This window comes from Halomonas sp. KHS3 (assembly GCF_000830495.1).
Classification (GTDB): Bacteria; Pseudomonadota; Gammaproteobacteria; order Pseudomonadales; family Halomonadaceae; genus Vreelandella; species Vreelandella titanicae.
Window position 1 is genome coordinate 105,616 of record NZ_JWHY01000011.1, and the last position, 20,749, is coordinate 126,364.

Below are 20,749 nucleotides of genomic sequence, written 5' to 3' on the forward strand. Positions count from 1 at the left end.
TTAACGGCCACACACAAAGATGCCCCGCAGTTGGCGGGGCATCCGTCGACTCATCCTTGAGCCCGAGAAAAGTTATTCCTTAAAGATTGCAATTACCAGCCGGAATCATCCTCCTCTTCATCGGTGGCGGGTGCTTCTTGCTCCTCTTCCTCTTCTTCGTAAGTGAATTCTTCCTCTTCCTCTTCGTACTCAGTGCCTACATCCGAACCTTTATCTTGCTCAGTGTCGTAGCTGTTGTAGGTGCCTTGATCATCCTGCGTCGTTTCTTCTTGCGGGGTCGGTTCTTCGTACTCGTCACTGTTGTCCACTTGAGCAAACGCAAGTGGGCTGGCCATCAGGCCAAACGATACACCTAGGATGCCAAGTTTCTTGAGAGATTCCGTCTTCATCATGATACTGCTCCTATCAAACGTTGCTACTTAAACTTCTGTGCGAGCATCGCACTGGGTTTAATGGGTAAGAGCGTCAGGTCGTCCTACCTGCTCCACTCTTACTTACTTCATTGCAGCGCCCGTGCCAGTCTGTGCCAATAGTTAATAAAAATCATTGTTAAACAATTGCTTATATGTTTTAAACACACACCAACCCTTTGATTTTATTAATAAAAACTAGCCTTATACTGTTTAAAATAGACACATGATCCCCGGTTAATCATGCAATCGGGGCAACAAAGTGAAAGTGACTTACTCGTAAGCCATTTCTTCAAGCTCTTTACCGCGTGTCTCTTTGACGAAGTAGATAACAAAGAAGACAGAGGCAACGGCACTGATCGCATAAAACCCGTAGGCCCCAAACAAGCCAATAGATGCCAGCATGATAGGGAAGGTCATGGTGATGCCGAAGTTGGCTAGCCACTGGAAAAGGCCTGCAATCGCCAGCCCCGAGCCGCGCATTTGATTGGGGAACATCTCGCCCAGCATGACCCACATCACCGGCCCCCACGAGGCGTTAAAAAACAGCACATAAAGGTTGGCGCACAGCAGCGCAAATACGCCCATGTCACTGGATAACTGTAGGCTGCCATCCACCATCGACGCCGTCGAGAACGCGTAAGAGAGGCACGCCAGTGTCGCCGCCATGCCAACCGAACCACCCCAAAGCAGCGGCTTGCGACCAATTTTGTCGATCAGCGCAATGGCGAGCAGGCAGGCACCAATACTCACGGCGCCAGAGATCACATTGATGAGTAGCGCATCGCCTTCGGAGAAACCTACTGACTGCCATAGCACTGCGCCATAGTAGAAAACGACGTTAATGCCCACCAACTGCTGGAAAACCGCCAAGCCAATACCCACCCAGACGATGCCATGTATCTTGCCCGTGGAACGGTTGACCACATCTTTCAACCGTGGCTTGTGATCTTGATCCAGGGTGGTATTAATTTCATCAATTTTGGTGCTGACATCACGCTCAGGCATTACTAACCCAAGCACACGGCGGGCTTCGCCCTGCTTACCGGTGCTGATCAGGTAGCGCGGGCTTTCAGGAATAAACAGCAATGCCACCAGGAAAACGGCAGCCGGTATCAGTTCAATCCAGAACATCCAGCGCCAGGTCGCGAAGCCAAACCATAGTTCTGACATGGCCGAGCCCGCTACATAGGCCAAGACATAATTACTCAAAAATGCCATAAAAAGGCCAGAAATAATCGCCACCTGTTGAATAGTAGCTAAGCGTCCTCGGTAGGCCGATGGTGCTACCTCACTGATATAAGCCGGGGTCATGACACTGGCGGCGCCTACGGCAAGCCCACCGAGAATGCGATATATCACAAACTCCATAGAACTACCGGCAACGCCGGAGCCCCAGGCACTAATCAGGAAGAACACAGCGGCCACGATCAACAACGTACGGCGGCCAAAGCGATCCGCCAGGCGCCCAGCAAAAAAAGCACCGATCGCGCAGCCCAGCAGCATCGACGCCACATTAAAGCCCGTGCCTGCGCTATCGGAGTTAAAAGAGGCCTGTAGGCCATCCACCGTGCCGTTGATCACGCCACTGTCGAAACCAAACAGGAAACCGCCGATGGCGGCAATACAACAGATCACCAAGATATACGATGAGCGGCTTAGCGTTGTTTGTGTTGTCATTATCTAGCTCCTTGGATTTGTTATTGAGCGTTGTTTTGCGTATTGGTAGTTGGAAAAATTGAAAATCGTCAGTGATATAGGGTGCTTTCGTGACGGGTTAAAGGTTGCTGCAACGCGCCATCAGGCAACCGCTTTCCATTGGCATCAAACGCGTGGAGCTGGGCCTGCTGGGGAGTGATAAAAAGCGTATCGCCATGGCTAAGATCGACATCGCCAGAGAGACGGACGGTGAGCGGGCCGGTCTGCTCGCTATCTATATAGGCGAAAGCGTCAGCACCCAGCTTCTCGATGAATCGCACACGTCCTCTCCACTCGCCCTTCTCGCGGCTCACCTCTAGATGCTCGGGCCGTATGCCTAGAGTGGTGGCACCGTAAGCCGCCGCTAGTTCACCTTCGATCAAATTCATTTTCGGCGAGCCAATAAAACCCGCCACAAACAGCGTTTCGGGGCGTTGATAAAGCGCCATGGGCTTGCCCATTTGCTCAATCTTCCCGGCGTTCATCACCACAATGCAGTCGGCCAAGGTCATCGCCTCGACCTGATCGTGGGTGACATACACCATGGTGGTATCGAGCCGTTGATGCAGTTCGGCCAACTCGACCCGCATGCGGTTGCGTAACGAAGCGTCCAGATTAGAGAGCGGCTCGTCGAACAGAAATACGCCGGGGCTGCGCACAATGGCACGGCCAATGGCCACCCGCTGGCGCTGCCCCCCAGAGAGCTCAGCAGGTTTACGCTCGAGCAGATCCTCAAGATTGAGCAAGCGCGCGGCCTCGGTCACTTTGGCTTCCCGTTCTTTGCTGGGCACTTTTGCCAGCCGCATGCCGAAGTCGATATTGCGAGCGACCGTCATGTGCGGGTAAAGCGCGTAGGACTGGAAAACCATGGCAATGTCCCGGTCACTCGGCTCGGCGGTGGTAACGTCTTCCCCGCCGATAGTGATCGTTCCCTGGGTCACGGTCTCCAGGCCCGCAATCATGCGCAGCAAGGTGGATTTTCCGCAGCCAGAAGGCCCAACCAGCACAGTGAAAGAGCCCTCTTCGATATGCAGATTTAAATCAGGGATTACCGTGGTTTTGCCATGAAACGTCTTTTCGATGTCGCGTAGTGTTACTTCAGCCATGAGCTTATCTCGTCTCTGAAAGAGGGGCGCGGCGATAGCAAAACGCCTGGAAATCGGCGGGGGTGCCGCGTCCACTAATGTCGTGGGCGGCCATTCCTAGAAAATTGCCGGTGAAATAGCCGTGGGCACGACCGCTGCCTTCGTCGGAAAGCAGGCCAGCATCTAACGCAGGACCAATCGATTGCCAGGGCTGATCTCCCTGGGCATAGCGAAAGCGCAGCTCCCGGGCGTGGATATCCAGCCCAAGCCGAATCGTGGCATCAGGTTCAATGCGGATGCCTTGTTCGGCGATACTCAAGTTGCCGTTCGGCCAATCATCCAGGCAACTGATAATGCTGAGCACCTTGTCGCCTGCATCGTTCAAGGTCACCGCTAAATAATGGAACTTAAAACGGTTGTAGTAGGCGATCAGCCCGGCAAACTGCTGAATATCCTTGGGTTCAAAGGTAAGTGTCGTTTCGGCACTGCAGTGGATGCTGTCCTGACGGCGCGCCACTAGCGCCTGCTCAAACCAGGAACCTACCGATTCACGGCCAAAAAGACGTAAGTAGCCAGGCCGTTCAGTGAGCGAAAACAGCCGTTCCGGGTAGGGGGTACGCAGCCACTGAAACGCATCAGGCAGCGTTGCTGATTTGAAATCGTGGTGCTCTGCATGAGCAGGCAGCTTCTGCGTCACCCCACTCATCGCCACCTCTAACGCTGGTACATTGCCCTCACCAGCGAGCCGTAGCCAGCCATCTTCGCCCCACTCCACGCGCTGAATAGCGGTCTCGCGCCCCATCGGCGATAGCCGAGTGCCTGGCAGAGGTCTGCTGCATAAATGCACCAGATAAGTATCACCTTCAGGGGAGTCGACCAAGTCTGCATGGCCAGCCCGCTGTAGCGGGTTTTCAGGATCATCTCGACTCGTCAGAAGTGGATTGTTGGGATGTACCTCGTAAGGGCCTATCAGCGTTTTTGAACGCGCCATGGTCACCGCATGCTGGTAGCCGGTGCCGCCCTCGGCCACCAAGAGGTGGTACCAACCATCGCGCCGGTAGAGATGCGAACCTTCTGTGAGCTTCAGTTCGGTACCGGCGAAAATATTGGTGATGTCGCCCACCAAGCGGCGCTGCTCGGGATCATACTGTTGCAGCACTATTCCGCCGAAACGATCCCGCCCTTCGTGCTGGCGATAATCCCACTGCAGGTTGATCAACCACTTTCGGCCATCGGTATCGTGAAACAGTGAAGGGTCAAAGCCACTTGAATTCAGGTAGACCGGATCGCTCCAGGGCCCCTCGATACGCGGTGCTGTCACCACGTAATTATGCCCATCCTTGAAGTTCCCCTCATAACGCTTCATGTCGGTATAGACCAGCCAGAACAGCCCGTCGGCGTAGCTTAAGCAGGGCGCCCAGATGCCGCATGAGTCTGGATTGCCGCGCATGTCCAACTGGCTGGCACGGCTCAAGGGCCGTGTGACCAACGTCCAGTTAGCCAAGTCACGGGAGTGATGAATCTGAACACCGGGATACCACTCAAAGGTCGAAGTAGCGAGATAGTAGTCGCCGTCTACCCGACAAATGGAGGGGTCGGGGTTGAAACCGGCCAGAATAGGGTTATGGATGACATCGTTCATTATGGATCCTCCTTTATCCCTTAACCGAGCCGCCGGTCAGGCCAGCCACGATGTACTTCTGGGCGGCGAGAAAGAAAATAACCGCCGGAATGATGGTCAAGGTCACGAAGGCCAGAATCATGTTCCACTGGGTCAGGTACTCCCCTTGGAACTGCATCATGCCCAGTGGCCAGGTGTAGATAGAGCGGTCGTTTAACACCACCAACGGCAGCAGAAAGTTATTCCAGCTCTGCACAAACACAAACACGCCCACGGTGGCCAGAATGGGGGTCGAGAGCGGCAGCGTGAACGACCAGAAGAAGCGCAAATAGCTGCACCCATCCACATAGGCCGCTTCAAACAGCTCTTTAGGCAGCTGGTCGAAGAAGGCCTTAAAGAGCAGGATGGCTAACGACAAACCAAATGCCGTCTGGGGCAGAATCACCGCCCAATAGGTATCCAGCAGGCCCAAATCCCGCACCTTGATAAACAGCGGCAAAATGGCCGCCGCGAAGGGAAACATCAGCCCCAGCAGCAGATAGGAGAGGATCATCTTGGCGCCGAAGAAGTGGATCTGCGAAAACACGTAAGCCGCAGCGGCCCCCACCACCAGGGTTAAAAACACCGTCATTAACGAGATGAAGAAAGAGTTACCCAAATAGCGCCAGAAATTGCCGTCCAGCAGGATGCCGATGTAATTGCCGGCATCCCAACTATCGGGCAGCCACAGCGGATTGGTGCGCAGCTCAGAATTGCCCTTAAAGCCACCGAAGAACGCCGCTAACAGGGGGCCGATCACCACGCTCGCTACCACGATCAGAATGATCACGCGCAGGGTGTTACGGGTAGTGATACTTTTCATGCCTTACTCCCCTTGCCGGTGGTGCGTTGGTAGAAGAAAGCAATTCCGATAGCGAGCACAAACAGCACAACCGCAGCGGCGCTACCAAAGCCAATATTGAGCCGTGAGAGACCGAAGCTGTACAGGTAGGTAACGATGGTATGAGTCGAGTTAGAGGGGCCGCCGTTGGTCATCGGGATAATAATGTCGAAAATCTGTAGCGAACCGATAATGGCAAAGAAACCACTCACCACGATGGCATGCTTAATCAGCGGGATTTGTACAAAAAGCGCCACTTGGCGGGGTTTAGCCCCTTCAAGCTTGGCGGCTTCAACCAGATCCTTGGGCACGCCCTGCAGGGCGGCAATGTAGATCATCATATGGAAACCAAAGTACTTCCAAACGATCACGGTCATAATCGCCGGAAACGCCCACTGGTGGTCGGCCAGTACATATACCGACTCCTGGCCCATGGCATGCAACAGCGAACTGGTAATGCCGTAGTCGCCGTCAAAAACAAAGCTCCAGATGAGCCCCGCGGCCACTTCCGCCAAGATGTAGGGCAGGAAAAACACCAGCCTAAACAGAGTATTGGTGGGTGTTTTACGGTACACCAACAGTGCTAACCCCAGTGCCAGGGGCATCTGAATCAGTAGTGATACCAGTATCAGTTTGGCGGTATTCCACAGCGCGGTATGAAACACCGAGTGATCGAGCAGGCGCTGATAATTTTGTGAGCCGACAAAGTCACTGGGCGCACCGTAGCCATTCCAGGAGAAACCGCTGTAATAGACGGCATCCGCTAGTGGCAGAATGACGAACAGCGAAAAAAGGATTAACGCCGGTGGAAGCAGGATTAATAGCGCGGTGAATTTACCGCTCACCAAACCTTTCTTCACCCGGTCAGCATTCCCTCTCCGCGGCACGGCGGTTCGGTCAAGCGTGGTCATGGCAAACTCCGAGCCAGAGCAAGAATAAGCACAAGCAGCATCGCTTGTGCCCTCACAAGAGATGGATCATCTAAATTGCCAGGCCTCTTCGACCCGGGCTGCGGCCTCTGCGGGCGTCACAACGCCTTGCGCCAAATCTCCGCTGATATCATTAATCGTCGCACCGACAGACGTACCCAGCGCTTGATCCAGAAACACCTGATGAAACTCAGACTCATCAAGAATTTCTGCAACGCGGCGGGCATAGGGCGTTTCAAGGGCTTCAGCTGAGCCCTCGGCAACCGGCACAAAGATGCCTGTCGCGGCGGCTTTACGCTGGTTTTCGGCATTGAGCAGAAAACGCAGGAAATCGACCGCTTCATCGGGCGCATCACGGGTGACAGCAAAACCGTTCATCCCGCCAAAACTCTGTGCGTTGCCCTCACCACCTTCGACCTCTGGAAAAGGGACAAACAGCAAGTCATCATCCGGGACACCCTCTCCACTCACTGAGCGCTGTTTGGAAGGAAGATAATCCCAGTCGCCCATCACGTGGAAGGCGGCCTCGCCATCGCCAAACATGCCGCTGGCGCGCTCGTAGGAAGTGGCCATAAAGCCGGGCTGAAAAGGGTCAAGCTCAACCAGCGACTGCAGCATCTCGCCAGCGCGTACAAAGGGCTCGCCTTCAAAGCCGCCGTTTTCACCATTTTTCGCCGCTTCGATGCCCTCGCCACCGGCCAGGCGGGTGACTAAAGAGCCCCAATAGAAATGCAGCGGCCAGCCATCCTGGCCACCGACCACCAGCGGCGTTATGCCCTCTTCCCGCAGCGCCATCACGGCGTTTTCAAAATCCTCCCAGGTCTTGATCGCTTGCGCATCAACTCCCGCCTTTTCTGTCAGGGCAGTGTTCGCCCAGATACCCACCACCGTGGCGTAGAGCGGCGCGCCATAGACACGATCATCCAGGGTGAAGGCGCGTACTGCAGATTCTGGGTAGATATCCTGCCAGCCATCGCGCATCGGCTCGCTCAGGTCGCGGACAAACCCCGCATCCACCTGATCGCGCAACCCCTCACCGCCCCAGGTGTAATAGATATCCGGGCGCTGGCTGGACTGCAGCATAGTGGGCAGGCGCGTTTTGTACGCCTCGTTGGCAAGGTATTCGAACTCGACATTAACGTCGGGGTGCTCCGCCTCATAGGCGGCAACCACTTCCTCGTAGTAGCGTTTTTCAGCGCTACTGCTTTCAATCCTTAGCACCGTCACCGTGGTATCGGCGGCTGCGGTTACTGACCCCAAAGCAGCAACAGCGGCAACAACCAGCGCTAAGTGACGAGGGCGTGAACAGGGCACGTTGTATTTGTTAGATACGTGCATGAAATTCTCCTAATGTTATTTTAAAGCTTGCTGTTGAATCATCCATCAAGCCCAGCCCGCGTCTACCGCCAACTCCTGAGCGGTGATGGCCTGGCTTTCGGCACTGGCTAAAAACAGCACCGCGGGGGCGATATGCTGGGGTTCAAGGCGCATTTTTAGGCACTGGCGTTGTTGAATGGCGACTTCGTCGCCGGGGCTAATCCACTTTTCGAGCTGCCGCTCGGTCATCACCGAGCCGGGCACCAGTGTATTAACGCGAATATTGTGCTCGCCCAGTTCCCGGGCCAGGCTGCGGGTCAAACCGTGCACGGCCGCTTTGGCAGTCACATAAGCGGGCAAACCGCCTAACGCCATCTGCACGCTGACCGAGCCAAAATTAATGATCGAGCCACCGCCCGTTTGCATCATCTGTTTTGCCGCTGCCTGGGCAGCAAAGAACATCGGCCGCAGGTTGAGCGACATACGTTCATCCCAATAAGCAACATCCACATCCTGCCAGGCGTGACGATCATCGCTGGCAGCATTGTTGACCAGGGTATGGATTGGCCCGAGGTGCTGGCCGGTCTCGGCGATAACCTGCTGTAGGCTGGCCACATCGCGAATGTCGCAGTGGTGGTAGTGCGGTGCCTCGCCGGTCTCGGCGCGGAGCTCTTCGACCAGCGCTTCGCTGGCCTCATCGTTAATATCGACGAACACCACCCGCGCGCCCTGAAGGTGAAAGGCTCGGGTAAGCGAGGCGCCAATGCCGCTGCCGCCGCCGGTAATAAAGACCACACGCTGTTCAAGGCTTGTATAGCGCGCTGAGTGCTGATTCATATTGTTTCCCACCTTTCTCTTTTAGGCGTGCTTTAACCGCGTTTTAAATATCCACCCACTGCCCACCGGCAGCGGACGAGGCCAGCGCGCGGGTAATAAACGTAAGACCATCGACACCGTCGGCGACTCCCGGGGTTTGCAACGCCAGCGCCTCAGCGCGCTCACCCCGTTGATGGGCGTGAATTTGCACAGCGAAATCGCGATAGAGCTGGGCAAAGGCTTCGAGATAGCCTTCCGGATGCCCCGGTGGAATGCGTGCAGCCGCCATGGCAGCTTCGCCCAGGCCAGGGCCGTTGCGGGTCAATATCCGTGGCGGCTCTCCCAGTGGCGAATGCACTAGCTGATTGGGCGTTTCCTGGCGCCAGGCAAGGCCACCCTTGCTGCCATAAACGCGGAGCTGCAGACCGTTTTCGTTGCCCGGCGCGACTTGGCTAGACCACAGCATGCCCCGCGCGCCGCCCTTGAAGCGCAGCAGCATATGTACGTTGTCATCCAACGCTCGCCCTTCGACAAAGGTGTGCATATCGGTGGCGAGTGACTCCAGTTGCAGGCCGGTCACATAGCGCGCTAGGTGGTAGGCGTGAGTGCCGATATCACCCAAACAACCTGCCGGGCCGCTGCGTTTGGGATCGGTGCGCCACTCAGCTTGCTTGACGCCGCTCTCTTCCAGGCGGGTGGAGAGCCAATCTTGCGGGTACTCCACCTGGACGACGCGAAGGTCACCCAGCTCACCGTTGGCGACCATTTCACGCGCCTGGCGTACCAGCGAGTAGCCGGAGTAGTTATGGGTTAAACCGAAGAACAGCCCCGTCCGTTCCACCAGCTCGGCGAGGGTTTGCGCCTCGTCCAGGGTGATCGTCATCGGCTTGTCGCAGATGACGTGAAAACCCGCTTCTAAAAAGGTGCGCGCTACGTCGAAGTGAACATGGTTGGGGGTCACAATGGCGACCACATCGATGCCATCCGGCCGCTGCTGCTCCGCTTCGGCCATGGTCTGGTAGTCGGGGTAAGCGCGTTCGGCGTCAACGTGCAGCTCCGCGGCGGCGGCCCGGCTGCGATCAGGGTCAGAGGCAAAGGCCCCGGCAACCAGTTCGAAATGGTCATCCAACCGCGCGGCGATGCGGTGCACCCCGCCGATAAACGCTCCTTGGCCACCGCCGACCATGCCCAGGCGCAGCCGACGCGGCGTGTCGTGTTGATTGCTCATGTCGTATTGCCCTCCCCTTTGGTTAATTAAGACCCAAAATGCGGCGATTGGCGGCCTCGTCGGAGCCGCCGTCAGCGAAGTCATCAAACGCCCGCTCGGTGACCTCAATAATGTGGTCGCGAATAAAGGCTGCGCCTTCACGGGCGCCGACTTCCGGATGCTTCAAGCAGCACTCCCACTCCAGCACCGCCCAGCCGTGATAGTCGTTGGCCGCCATCCAGGAAAAGATCGACTTGAAGTCGATTTGGCCATCGCCCAGGGAGCGAAAGCGCCCCGCGCGCTCTGTCCATGACTGATAGCCGGAATAAACGCCCTGCTTGGGGCTGGGGTTAAACTCGGCGTCCTTAACGTGAAACATCTGAATATGGTCGCGATACACGTCCAGAAAGCCGCGGTAGTCGAGCTGCTGCAGGATCAGGTGGCTGGGATCGTAAAGGATGTGGCAGCGGGGGTGGTTACCGACCCGCTCAAGGAACATCTCAAAGGTGATGCCGTCGTGCAGGTCTTCGCCGGGATGAATCTCGTAGCAGAGGTTCACGCCCGCTTCATCAAATGCATCCAGAATCGGCCGCCAGCGATTCGCCAACTCGTCGAACGCCGTCTCGACCAAACCCGCCGGACGCTGGGGCCAGGGATAGATGAACGGCCACGCCAGCGACCCGGAAAAGGTGCCGTGGTCGGTGAGGCCGAGATTTTGCGATGCCTTGGCGGCCAGCTTTAGTTGATCAACCGCCCAGGCCTGGCGCGCCTTGGGATTTCCGCGCACTTCGGGCACCGCGAAGCCGTCGAACATCTCGTCATAAACGGGATGCACGGCGACCAACTGGCCCTGAAGATGGGTGGAGAGTTCGGTGAGCGCCAAGCCGTGTTCGGCCAGTGTGCCTTTGATCTCATCGCAGTAGGTGCGGCTCTCGGCAGCACGTTTGAGATCGATCATGCGTGCATCCCAGCTGGGAATCTGCACGCCCTGATACCCAAGCCCCGCCGCCCAAGCAGCAATGCTGTCGAGGCTATTAAAGGGGGCTTCATCACCGGCGAACTGGGCGAGAAAGAGCGCTGGCCCTTTGATTGTTTTCATAGGACTCTCTCAATATCGTTTGGATTAAGTGCTTGGGTAGGCGCGGGAAGGAGTGGTGCTTTTACCCGCGCCTATTAATCACTACGCAATCAATACGCGGTCAGAACGGCGAATCGGGGAAGTAGTACTGCTCGGCATTCTCCTGGGTAATCAGCGGCGAGCCTAGAATGTACTCACCCAACACCGGGCCATTGGAGACAAAGTGCTGTACGGTCAGGTCCATGGCGGTGGCGATCATGGCAGGTGGATACAACACGTCCACTGGCACCAGCTCATCACCATCCATCACCCGTTTAATAATGTCCTTCATGCCCGCCCCGCCGACGATAAACAGCTCGTTTTCACGATCCGCTTGGCGCACTGCTTCAATTACCCCTAGCGCGATATCGTCATCCTGGGCCCAGACGGCGTCGATATTGTCGAAGCGCGATAGGTAGTCCTGCATCACTTCAAAGCCATCATCACGGTTCCAGTTGGCATGCTGCATATCGAGGATGTTGACCTCGGAGCCTTCGATCGCTTCCTGGAAGCCCTGCACCCGCTCATCGTCGATCACCGTGGGAATACCGCGCAGCACCACAATGTCGCCCTGATCATCAAGGCGTTCGCGGATGTACTCACCGGAAACGCGGCCTAGTTCATGGTTATTCCCCGCTACATAGAGATCCTGGATCCCCTCTTCCGTCAGGCCTCGATCTACCACGGTGACGAACACCCCGGACTCTTTAACCCGGCGCACCGGATCGGTCAGTGGCCCAGACTCAAACGGCAGCACCACCAGCGCGTCGATGTTGCGCAGCGACACCAAGTCTTCTAGATCATTGGCCTGCTCGCCGGCCGTGCCTGCTGTGGAGATGGTGATCTCAATGTCAGGATAGAGCGCCTCAAGGCGTTTTTTGGCCTCTTCGGCATGGTAGTTAACGCCCCCCGTCCAACCATGGGTGGCGGCGGGAATGGAGACACCGATGGTGTACTCCTGGGCAACCGCGGCGCCGGAGAGCCCTATTGCTGAAGTGAGTGCTGCAGTAGTGACGCAGGCCTTCACTGCTGTCTTGATGGTTCGCATAGTGATGCTCCTTTCGTGTTTGTAATTGTTTTGCTGTTTTTACTTGCTGTGTTGCGAGCTGCTAAGGGTTGATGTTGCGAACGTTTTCCTGGTTTTTACATTCGTTTCAGTGCCTTAAGGCGCTGCTTTTCTCCACGAGGCACGCTGCAGGTAGACCGCCACAATGATGATGATCCCCTGCACCGTCCCGTTGAGATAGTTGGAAATGGCATCGGTCAAGTTGAGAATATTGCCAATCATGGTGAGCATGATGGCGCCCACCACCGTGCCCCAGATACGCCCATGCCCGCCCTTGAGCATGGTGCCGCCGATGATCACCGCGGCAATCGCCTCCAGCTCCCAGAGTACCCCGGTGGCACCCGATGCAGAGCCCAGCCGGGGCACATAGATAATTGTCGCCAAGGCCACGCAAACACCCTGCAGCATGTAGGTCATGGTTTTGATGCGATCGACGTGAATAGCGCTGTATTCGGCCACTTTTTCATTGGAGCCGATGGCAAAGCAGTAGCGCCCGAAGCGGGTGTAGTTGAGCAGAATGTAGCCAACAATGGCGACAAATAGAAACACCCAGACCGGAATGGTGATGCCCAGGAAGCTGCCGTAATACATCGGCCGATAGATATCACGCACTGCCCAGTCCAGGGTAAGGGTGCCGCCATCGGCGAGGTACGTGACCAGTGAGCGGTAAATCCCCATAGTGCCGAGGGTGACAATAAACGCCTCAATTTTGCCTTTGGTAGTCACCATGCCGTTGATAAAGCCAGCGCACAGCCCCAGCAGCAGCGAGGCACCCACGCCGAACAGCACGGTGGTCAGCCCTGCGCCAAACTGCTCGACGAGGCTGTTCATCAAAATAATCATCACCCCGGCAATAAAGGCCGCCATTGCCCCTACCGAAAGATCCAACCCGCCGGCGGTAATCACGAAGGTGGCGCCGATGGCAATAATGCCGATAAAGGCACTGCGGGTGAGCATGTTCGAGAGATTATCCAGCCCCAAAAAAGCCGGATTAATCAGCACGCCCAGTAGCGCCAGAACCACCAGTGCTACAAAGGGCCCCCAGGTTTTCAGGTCTATGGCGAAGCCTTTTTGCTTGATCATTTGGTTAGCTGCTTTATTAGTCGTTTTGTTATTAGCCATGACGCTGCTCATCGACCTCTACTCCCTTAATGCCGGATGCGTACTGCATGATTTCGTGTTCGTTTATTTGCTCGCCTTCAAGCACCCCGGTGAGTACCCCGGCGCACATTACCGCCACCCGGTGGGAAAGGCCGATCAGCTCGCCCATTTCTGAAGAGATCAATATCACCGAGCAGCCCGCCTCGGTTAATTCATGGATAAAGTGATAGATCTGGTGCTTGGTACCCACATCGATGCCCCGGGTCGGTTCATTGATAATCACGACTTCAGGGTCAATGGACATCACCTTGGCGAGCAGCAGCTTTTGCTGATTACCGCCGGAGAGTTCGGCAGCGGTGCGCGCTGCCGTCCGCAGGCGGATATCAAAGCGCTGGATGGCCTGTTGAAAGGCCTGCTCTTCACGCCGGCGGTCAATAAGCGGATGGCAGTGAGCGCGTAAATTGAGCAACGTAACGTTGGAGCGCAGATCCATATTGAGCACCAAGCCTTTGCCCTTGCGATCCTCGGTGAGATAAGCAATTCGTTGGTGCACCGCATCGCGCAGGTGTCGCAATACCACCGGTTGACCATTGCGTAGCACCTGACCGGCGCTTTTACTGCGCAGACCCAGCACGGCTTCAATCAGCGCGGTTCGGCCAGCGCCCACGATGCCACCAAACCCCAACACTTCCCCCTGGCGCAGGGTAAAGCTGGCCTGTTTAACGGCCCCGGGCACCACCATATCCCGCGCTTCCAGCACCACCGGCGCATCGGAGGGGAGATGCGTACGCGGTGGGTACATTTCAGTGATCTCACGCCCCACCATCAGCCGTGCCAACTCCTCCTTGCTGCGTCCAGTCATGGAGCCGCTATCGACCAAATGGCCGTCGCGCAATACCGTCACGCGGTCGGCAATCTGCTCAATTTCACGCAGTTTGTGGGAGATATATAGAATCGCCACGCCACGCTGGCGCAAACGGTCGATGAGTGCGAACAGCACCGATACTTCGTTTTCCGTCAGCGTGGCAGTGGGCTCGTCCATAATCAGCACGCGCACATCCCGGGTGATCGCCTTGGCAATTTCCACCATCTGCTGATCAGAGGTGCTGAGGTCTTTTACTCGAGCGCGTGGATCAACGTCGGTTTCGAGTTCCAACAGTGCCGTCCGGCTGCGTTCCCGCATGGCTCGTCGATCCAGAAACACTCCACGGCGCAGTTCGCGGCCCAAGAAGATGTTTTCCTCTACGCTGAGCTGTTCCGCCAGTGCCAACTCTTGGTGAATCATTACCACGCCGTCGGCCTCTGCCTCACCGCTAGAGCGGTAGTGTCGTTGGCTGCCGTCCACCACCACCTCGCCCGAGGTGGGTCGAAGGTAACCGGCCAGGATTTTTACCAGGGTCGATTTACCGGCGCCGTTCTCGCCTAGCAGGGCGTGCACTTCGCCCGCCTGCAGGTCGAGATCAACGTCGAATAACACTTGGTTTTCGCCAAACGAGCGGCAGAGTTTGCGCGCTGATAACAGCATGAGGCCACCTGATGAAGTCTGTTGTTATTGTGTTGGGGGCTTATCAACATCGATTGATTTAGATTGATGCTTGATTTACTTTAGGTGCTAAAATAAATATTTGCATATGCAACTTAGGTCGTATTTTGACAATTGCGCTCACACCCCACGATGAGAGCGCTCAGCAATGTGCAGCACTGCTTTTTTTCAACACGAACTATAACGGCGACCCTATGGCCCTTCCGTCGACTGACACTAGCCGCCTCGACAACACCCTGGCGGTGATACGCACTCTGCGTGACCAAGGATCGGTGGCACGCATCGACCTGGGCGCACTCAATGGCATTAGCTCTGCCACCGTCACCTCGATCAGCGCCGAACTACTCCAGCAGGGGTTGATCACGGAACGGCCCCCCGAAACACCCCGCCCCACCGGGCGTGGCCGACCAAAAACCTTGATTGAACTCGACCCTAATGCCGCCTGCGTGGTGTGTATCAAGCTATCGATCAATGAGATCCAGTTGGTGGTGGGCGATTTTTCGGGCCAGGTACGCCATAGCGAACACCACGCGGTGCCCACCCTGACGCTGAGCGCCGACGACCTGGAAGCGCTGCTGGAAGAGAAGATCAGCACTGTTTGCGCGCAACAGCTAAAGGGATTTCAACGATTGGCGGGGATCTGTTTGGCAGTGCAGGGGGTAGTCTCGTCGCAAAGCGGTACGATTATCTGGTCCCCCGCTTTAAGCTTTCGTAACGCACCGATATCGACGCGATTAGCGGAGCGTTTTCACTGCAGCGTACTGCTGGAAAACGATGCCAACTGCATCGCCAGCGTTCTAGCGGCACAGCCCGCCTATGCAGACTGCCCCAACTTGGTGGTCATTATGCTGGGCTACGGTATCGGTATGTCGGTATTGATTAACGGCGTGCCCTTTCTAGGTGCCAATGGCTCAGCGGCGGAGTTTGGGCACAGCAAATACCAACCCGATGGCGCCCTGTGCGCCTGCGGGCGACGGGGCTGCATTGAAGCTTACACTAGCGATTATGCGCTCTATCGCGCCGCCGCCGATCATTTAGCGCTTCCCTCCGGCGACAGCGCACACCCCTCAGAGCAGCAGATGCAGGCGCTGACACAGTTGGCATTAAAAGGCGACCCGACAGCCCAGCGTATTTACGCCGAGGCTGGGCGGGCGTTGGGGTTCGGCATTGCCAATGTGATGGCGCTCTTTAACCCCGATCTAGTGCTGATTACCGGCTCCGGCGTGCGCGGCTTTGACGCCATGCAAGCCGCCATGCACACCGCCATTGACGATGCCCTAGTGGCCGAACTGATGGGCACTACCCGCATCGAACACTGCGCCTGGGATCGCGACATGACCTGCATGGGAGGCATCACCATGGCGCTAAACGCTACCGATGCCCAGACGCTGTTAGATAGCCAAACCGCCCGCGAAGCTTAGCCAGATTGGGGTGGGTTGCGATCCGCTAGCGCCGGGAAAGCGATCAATGCGAGTGCCGCGGCACATCAGAACCGCGGCAACCCACCAGGAAGTCAAAGTCGCAACCTTCGTCCGCCTGGAGCACCCGCTCGATATACAGCTGGCGGTAGCCGCCCTGGCTGGCAATCAGCGTTGAGGCGGCAGTGGGGTCACTTTCGGCCAGGCGCGAGGCCAGTTCTTCGTCGCTGAGTTCCAGATGCAGCCGGCCACTTTCGCAGTCGAGCTCGATCCAGTCACCGTTGCGTACCGCGGCCAGCGGGCCACCGGCAGCGGCTTCGGGCGCTACGTGCAGTACCACGGTGCCGTAGGCGGTGCCGCTCATGCGGGCGTCGGAGATGCGCACCATGTCGGTAATGCCCTGGGCGAGGATCTTGGGCGGCAGGCCCATATTGCCCACCTCCGCCATGCCGTGATGCTCATGCGGGCGTCGGAGATGCGCACCATGTCGGTAATGCCCTGGGCGAGGATCTTGGGCGGCAGGCCCATATTGCCCACCTCCGCCATGCCGTGATAACCCCGCGGGCCGCAGTGCTTCATGACTAGTATGTCATTGGCTTCCACGTCCAAGTCCGGGTCGTTGATGCGCGCCTTGTAGTCGTCGAAGTCCTCGAACACCACCGCACGACCTCGGTGCTGCATCAGCTCGGCCGTGGCTGCTGAGGGCTTGAGCACCGCACCGTTGGGGGCCAGGTTGCCGCGCACCACGCAGATGCCGCCGTCCGCAGTGAGCGGATTATCCAGCGGGCGAATCACTTCATCGTTATACAGCGGGGCGTCCTGAACGTTCTCCCATAGGGTTTTGCCGTTGACGGTCAAGGCGTCCTTGAAGGGCAGCCGGTTGGCCTCGCCCAGGCGTCTGAGCACCGCGGGCAGGCCACCGGCGTAGTAGAACTCCTCCATCAAGAACCGCCCCGAGGGCTGTAGATCGACCACCGTGGGCGTGCCGCGGCCTACACGGCTCCAGTCGTCCAGGGTCAAATCCACACCAATCCGCCCAGCAATGGCCTTGAGATGAATCACTGCGTTGGTGGAGCCGCCAATGGCGGCGTTGGTACGGATGGCGTTGTCGAAAGCTTCCTTGGTAAGGATCTTGGAGAGCCGCAGGTCTTCGTTGACCATCTCGACAATCCGGTTACCCGAAAGGTGTGCCAGCACGTAGCGGCGAGAGTCTACCGCAGGGATCGCCGCATTGTGGGGTAGCGAGGTGCCCAGGGATTCCGCCATGCAGGCCATGGTGGAGGCGGTGCCCATGGTGTTGCAGGTGCCCGCAGAACGGGACATGCCCGCTTCGGCGGCCATAAAGTCGTGGAGTGAAATCTCACCCGCCTTGACCTGCTCAGAGAGTTTCCAGACCACGGTGCCGGAGCCAATATCCTTACCTTTGTGCTTGCCGTTGAGCATTGGCCCGCCGGTGACCACGATGGTGGGAATGTCGCAGCTTGCCGCACCCATCAGTAGCGCCGGGGTGGTTTTGTCGCAGCCCACCAGCAGCACCACCGCATCGATGGGATTACCGCGAATCGCTTCCTCCACGTCCATGCTGGCCAGGTTGCGGGTAAACATCGCGGTAGGCCGTAGGTTGGATTCGCCGTTGGAGAACACCGGAAACTCCACCGGGTAGCCACCCGCCTCCAGCACGCCCTGCTTCACGTGCTCCGCCAACTTACGAAAGTGCGCATTGCAAGGTGTGAGCTCCGACCAGGTGTTGCAGATACCGATGATCGGTTTGTCATCCAACTGCGGTACATAAAGCCGTTTTTATCGGCGGTGCCGAACCACTGGGCAGAGCGTAATGGGCGCTGACGATCAGACATAACAAAGCCTCCGTACAAACCGGAAAAAAAGTGACCAACTAATAAAGGGGTAACGGCTTAAGCGTCAGGCCCGCTGACGACGGGTCTGTTTCCAGCGGTCAAACATCACCGCCAGCAGCAGAATCGCGCCACGCACCAGGTACTGGTAAAAGGTGGGGACGTTGAGCAGCCCCATGGCGTTCTGGACACAACCCATGATCAGTACACCGACCACCACACCGGTAATGGTGGCAACGCCGCCGGATAGCGCCACACCGCCCAGCACACAGGCGGAAATCACCGCCAGTTCCAGGCCCATGGAGGTATTGGGGTCGCCCAGCCCCATGCGTGAAGCTAGCAGTACACCTACGACACCCGCCACTACGCCCTGGAGGCCGAAAACAATAATCTTGAGGCGGCGAACATTAACCCCGGCAAGCGCGGCGGCTTCCGAGTTCCCCCCGGTGGCCAGCACATTGCGCCCGAAAGCGGTCATGTTGAGCACCACACCAAAGATCACGAAACAGGCCAGCATGGTCCAGACCGGCAGGGTTAGGCCGAGGAACGAGGCACTGCCCAGGTCAAAGAAACCCGGCACGGTGATCATTACCGCGTCGCCGCCGGAGGTGATATAGGCCAGCCCGCGTACAAACTCCATTGCTGCCAGGGTGGCAATCAGCGAGTTAATACCGAACTTGGCAATTACCAGGCCGTTAAAAGCGCCCACCGCGCCCCCAGCGACAATGCCACCGATCACGCCGATAAACACGCTACCGGTACTGGAAGTCACCACCGCTGCGACCACCCCCGCAAAGGCCACCGTAGAGGCCACCGAGAGATCCACCTCACCCAGTGCCAGCACCAGCATCATGGTGGTGGCCAAACTGCCGATCAGGGTGATCGAGAGCAGTAGCCCAACCATGTTGCGGCCGGTCAGAAAGTCCGGGATGAGTACCGCCAGGGCCACAAACAGCAGCAAGAAAATTGCAATCAGCCCTGAGGTATCCAGCAGCGTGCGCAGTGGCTTGATCAGCCCCTGCCGGCCCGCCGGGCGGGCAGGCGCAGTCTCGCCTTGGGTTGCATTATTAGTTGTCATGGTTGTTGTCCTGAACTTGTTCTCTTAAAAACGAATATCTTGAAAACCTTAAAAAAAGCTGACACTTAGGCAGGTAGCGCCAAGCCCAGCAGGCGTTCCGGCGTAGCCGATTCCCGCGGCACTATGTCCACCAGTTCACCGTCGCGCATCACCGCGATGCGGTCACAGATGGAGCTGACTTCTGCCAGGTCACTGGAAATCACCACCACGCTTTTGCCCTGTTCGGCCAAATCGTAAAGTAGCGAGTAAATATCCCGCCGTGCGCCGACGTCGATGCCTCGGGTCGGCTCGTCCATCACAAACAGATCAATCTCCTCGGCAAGCCAGCGGGCTAGAATCACCTTCTGCTGGTTGCCGCCGGAAAGTTTGCCGATCGGCGTACGTGGCCCCGGTGTCTTAACACTGAGTTGCTGGATATACGACTCGGCATTGCGCCGCTCACGGCCGGGGTGGCGAAACATGCCCCAGCGTTTGAAAAAGCGCCGGCAGCTGATATTGAGGTTGTCAGCCACGCTGGCCACCGGGAAAATACCCTGGGATTTACGATCCTCTGGACACATGGCAATACCGGCGCGTATCGCCTCGCCAGGGCTTTTAAAACGTCGCGATTCACCGTTGAACTGTACGCTGCCGGCCTTGGGCGATTCGACCCCGCAGATCAGCCTCAGCAGTTCGCTGCGCCCCGCGCCCACCAGACCAAACAGCCCGAAGACTTCCCCGCGTTTGACGGAGAAACTCACCGGCGCCTTGAGGCCGCGCCCGTGGATTCCTTCCACGTTCAAGACCACATCGCCCTGTGTGCGCGGGCGGTAGCCGTAAACATCGTCGATATCCCGGCCGACCATTTCACTCACTAACAGGTCGTGATTGAGTGCCGACATATCCTCATGGGTGCGGATATGCTGGCCATCGCGGAAGATGGTGACCGCATCGCACATCTCAAACACCTCCTCCATGCGATGCGTCACGTAGAGCACCACCCGCCCTTCATCACGCAGTCGTTGGACGATACGTTTTAGCTGGCGAATCTCCTGAATAGAGAGACTACTGGTGGGCTCATCGAACGCGATAACCTTGGCGTCTCGCAGCAGCGCACGGCCAATCTCGATCATCTGCTGCTGGCCGATGGAGAGCTCGCGCACCTTGGTCGAGGGGTGAATCTCCCCCTCGCCAAGATCAGCCAGAATCGCCAGGGCTTTTTGTTTTAACTCGCGGCGGTTAACAAACCCCTGCCGTGTGGGCAGTTGGCCCAGCAGCAGATTCTCGGCCACCGACATATTGGGCGAGAGCGTCAACTCCTGGTAGATAATCGCGATGCCTTCCCGCAGCGCCTCCCGGGCGTTGCTGAATACGTGGCGCTGGCCATCGATCCATAGCGCGCCTTCGGCTGCCCGGTTAACGCCACTGAGCACCTTGAGCAGGGTGGATTTACCCGCGCCGTTCTCACCCATTAGCGCATGCACTTGACCGGCGTGGGCGGCAAAGCTCACCCCATCCAGCGCGCGCACCCCGGGGAACACCACGCTAATCCCGTCGAACCGTAAATAAGCATCAGACATGCATGAATACTCCACAGATGGCCTGTAACAGCGAGCCCGTTACAGGCCTCT

The 20,749-nt window shown here is 57.4% G+C and carries 16 protein-coding genes and 1 pseudogene; 1 reads left to right on the forward strand and 16 read right to left on the reverse strand.

Going from position 1 to position 20,749, the window contains the following annotated elements:
- Positions 1-92 precede the first annotated feature (92 nt).
- The 13 genes from RO22_RS20575 to RO22_RS20635 form a co-directional block, all read right to left on the reverse strand.
- Positions 93-389 (reverse strand): hypothetical protein, encoded by a 297-nt coding sequence (locus RO22_RS20575; protein WP_041159361.1) that lies wholly within the window; start codon positions 387-389, stop codon positions 93-95.
- A gap of 294 nt (positions 390-683) precedes the next feature.
- Positions 684-2,090, reverse strand: a complete 1,407-nt coding sequence (locus RO22_RS20580; RefSeq protein ID WP_041159269.1) for a sugar porter family MFS transporter — start codon at positions 2,088-2,090, stop codon at positions 684-686.
- A gap of 68 nt (positions 2,091-2,158) precedes the next feature.
- Complete coding sequence (locus tag RO22_RS20585; RefSeq protein ID WP_041159270.1) at positions 2,159-3,214, reverse strand: ABC transporter ATP-binding protein; 1,056 nt, start codon at positions 3,212-3,214, stop codon at positions 2,159-2,161.
- A 4-nt stretch (positions 3,215-3,218) separates the two neighbouring features.
- On the reverse strand, positions 3,219-4,835 hold the full coding sequence (locus tag RO22_RS20590; protein ID WP_041159271.1) for a glycoside hydrolase family 43 protein: 1,617 nt from the start codon (positions 4,833-4,835) through the stop codon (positions 3,219-3,221).
- A 13-nt stretch (positions 4,836-4,848) separates the two neighbouring features.
- Positions 4,849-5,676 carry a carbohydrate ABC transporter permease gene (locus tag RO22_RS20595; RefSeq protein ID WP_009287518.1) on the reverse strand — a complete coding sequence of 276 codons (828 nt, stop codon included), beginning with the start codon at positions 5,674-5,676 and terminating at the stop codon, positions 4,849-4,851.
- The gene (locus RO22_RS20600; protein WP_009287517.1) at positions 5,673-6,605 is read right to left on the reverse strand and encodes a carbohydrate ABC transporter permease; all 933 of its coding nucleotides are present in this window, start codon (positions 6,603-6,605) and stop codon (positions 5,673-5,675) included. The genes RO22_RS20595 and RO22_RS20600 overlap by 4 nt, the downstream gene beginning before the upstream one ends.
- A gap of 66 nt (positions 6,606-6,671) precedes the next feature.
- Positions 6,672-7,961 (reverse strand): ABC transporter substrate-binding protein, encoded by a 1,290-nt coding sequence (locus RO22_RS20605; RefSeq protein WP_052475736.1) that lies wholly within the window; start codon positions 7,959-7,961, stop codon positions 6,672-6,674.
- A 45-nt stretch (positions 7,962-8,006) separates the two neighbouring features.
- On the reverse strand, positions 8,007-8,777 hold the full coding sequence (locus RO22_RS20610; RefSeq protein WP_022521945.1) for an SDR family NAD(P)-dependent oxidoreductase: 771 nt from the start codon (positions 8,775-8,777) through the stop codon (positions 8,007-8,009).
- A 43-nt stretch (positions 8,778-8,820) separates the two neighbouring features.
- Positions 8,821-9,984: a Gfo/Idh/MocA family protein gene (locus tag RO22_RS20615; protein ID WP_041159272.1), complete on the reverse strand. Its 1,164-nt coding sequence runs from the start codon at positions 9,982-9,984 to the stop codon at positions 8,821-8,823.
- A 22-nt stretch (positions 9,985-10,006) separates the two neighbouring features.
- Complete coding sequence (locus RO22_RS20620) at positions 10,007-11,062, reverse strand: sugar phosphate isomerase/epimerase family protein (protein WP_027956952.1); 1,056 nt, start codon at positions 11,060-11,062, stop codon at positions 10,007-10,009.
- A gap of 100 nt (positions 11,063-11,162) precedes the next feature.
- Positions 11,163-12,128, reverse strand: a complete 966-nt coding sequence (locus RO22_RS20625) for an ABC transporter substrate-binding protein (RefSeq protein WP_041159273.1) — start codon at positions 12,126-12,128, stop codon at positions 11,163-11,165.
- Between the two features lie 114 nt (positions 12,129-12,242).
- Complete coding sequence (locus tag RO22_RS20630; RefSeq protein ID WP_223828102.1) at positions 12,243-13,268, reverse strand: ABC transporter permease; 1,026 nt, start codon at positions 13,266-13,268, stop codon at positions 12,243-12,245.
- Positions 13,261-14,772, reverse strand: coding sequence for a sugar ABC transporter ATP-binding protein (locus RO22_RS20635; RefSeq protein WP_041159274.1), 1,512 nt, complete (start codon positions 14,770-14,772; stop codon positions 13,261-13,263). Before RO22_RS20635 ends, RO22_RS20630 begins: the two co-directional genes overlap by 8 nt.
- Positions 14,773-14,984: 212 nt before the next feature.
- Between RO22_RS20635 and RO22_RS20640 the strand changes: the two genes are divergently transcribed.
- Positions 14,985-16,211 (forward strand): ROK family transcriptional regulator, encoded by a 1,227-nt coding sequence (locus RO22_RS20640; protein ID WP_027956956.1) that lies wholly within the window; start codon positions 14,985-14,987, stop codon positions 16,209-16,211.
- Between the two features lie 43 nt (positions 16,212-16,254).
- Here RO22_RS20640 and RO22_RS20645 read toward each other — a convergent pair.
- The 3 genes and pseudogenes from RO22_RS20645 to araG form a co-directional block, all read right to left on the reverse strand.
- Positions 16,255-18,064, reverse strand: a pseudogene (locus RO22_RS20645) (IlvD/Edd family dehydratase).
- Between the two features lie 64 nt (positions 18,065-18,128).
- Positions 18,129-19,139, reverse strand: a complete 1,011-nt coding sequence (gene araH / locus RO22_RS20650) for an L-arabinose ABC transporter permease AraH (RefSeq protein WP_009287512.1) — start codon at positions 19,137-19,139, stop codon at positions 18,129-18,131.
- A gap of 65 nt (positions 19,140-19,204) precedes the next feature.
- On the reverse strand, positions 19,205-20,698 hold the full coding sequence (gene araG, locus RO22_RS20655) for an L-arabinose ABC transporter ATP-binding protein AraG (RefSeq protein ID WP_027958970.1): 1,494 nt from the start codon (positions 20,696-20,698) through the stop codon (positions 19,205-19,207).
- Positions 20,699-20,749: the final 51 nt, after the last annotated feature.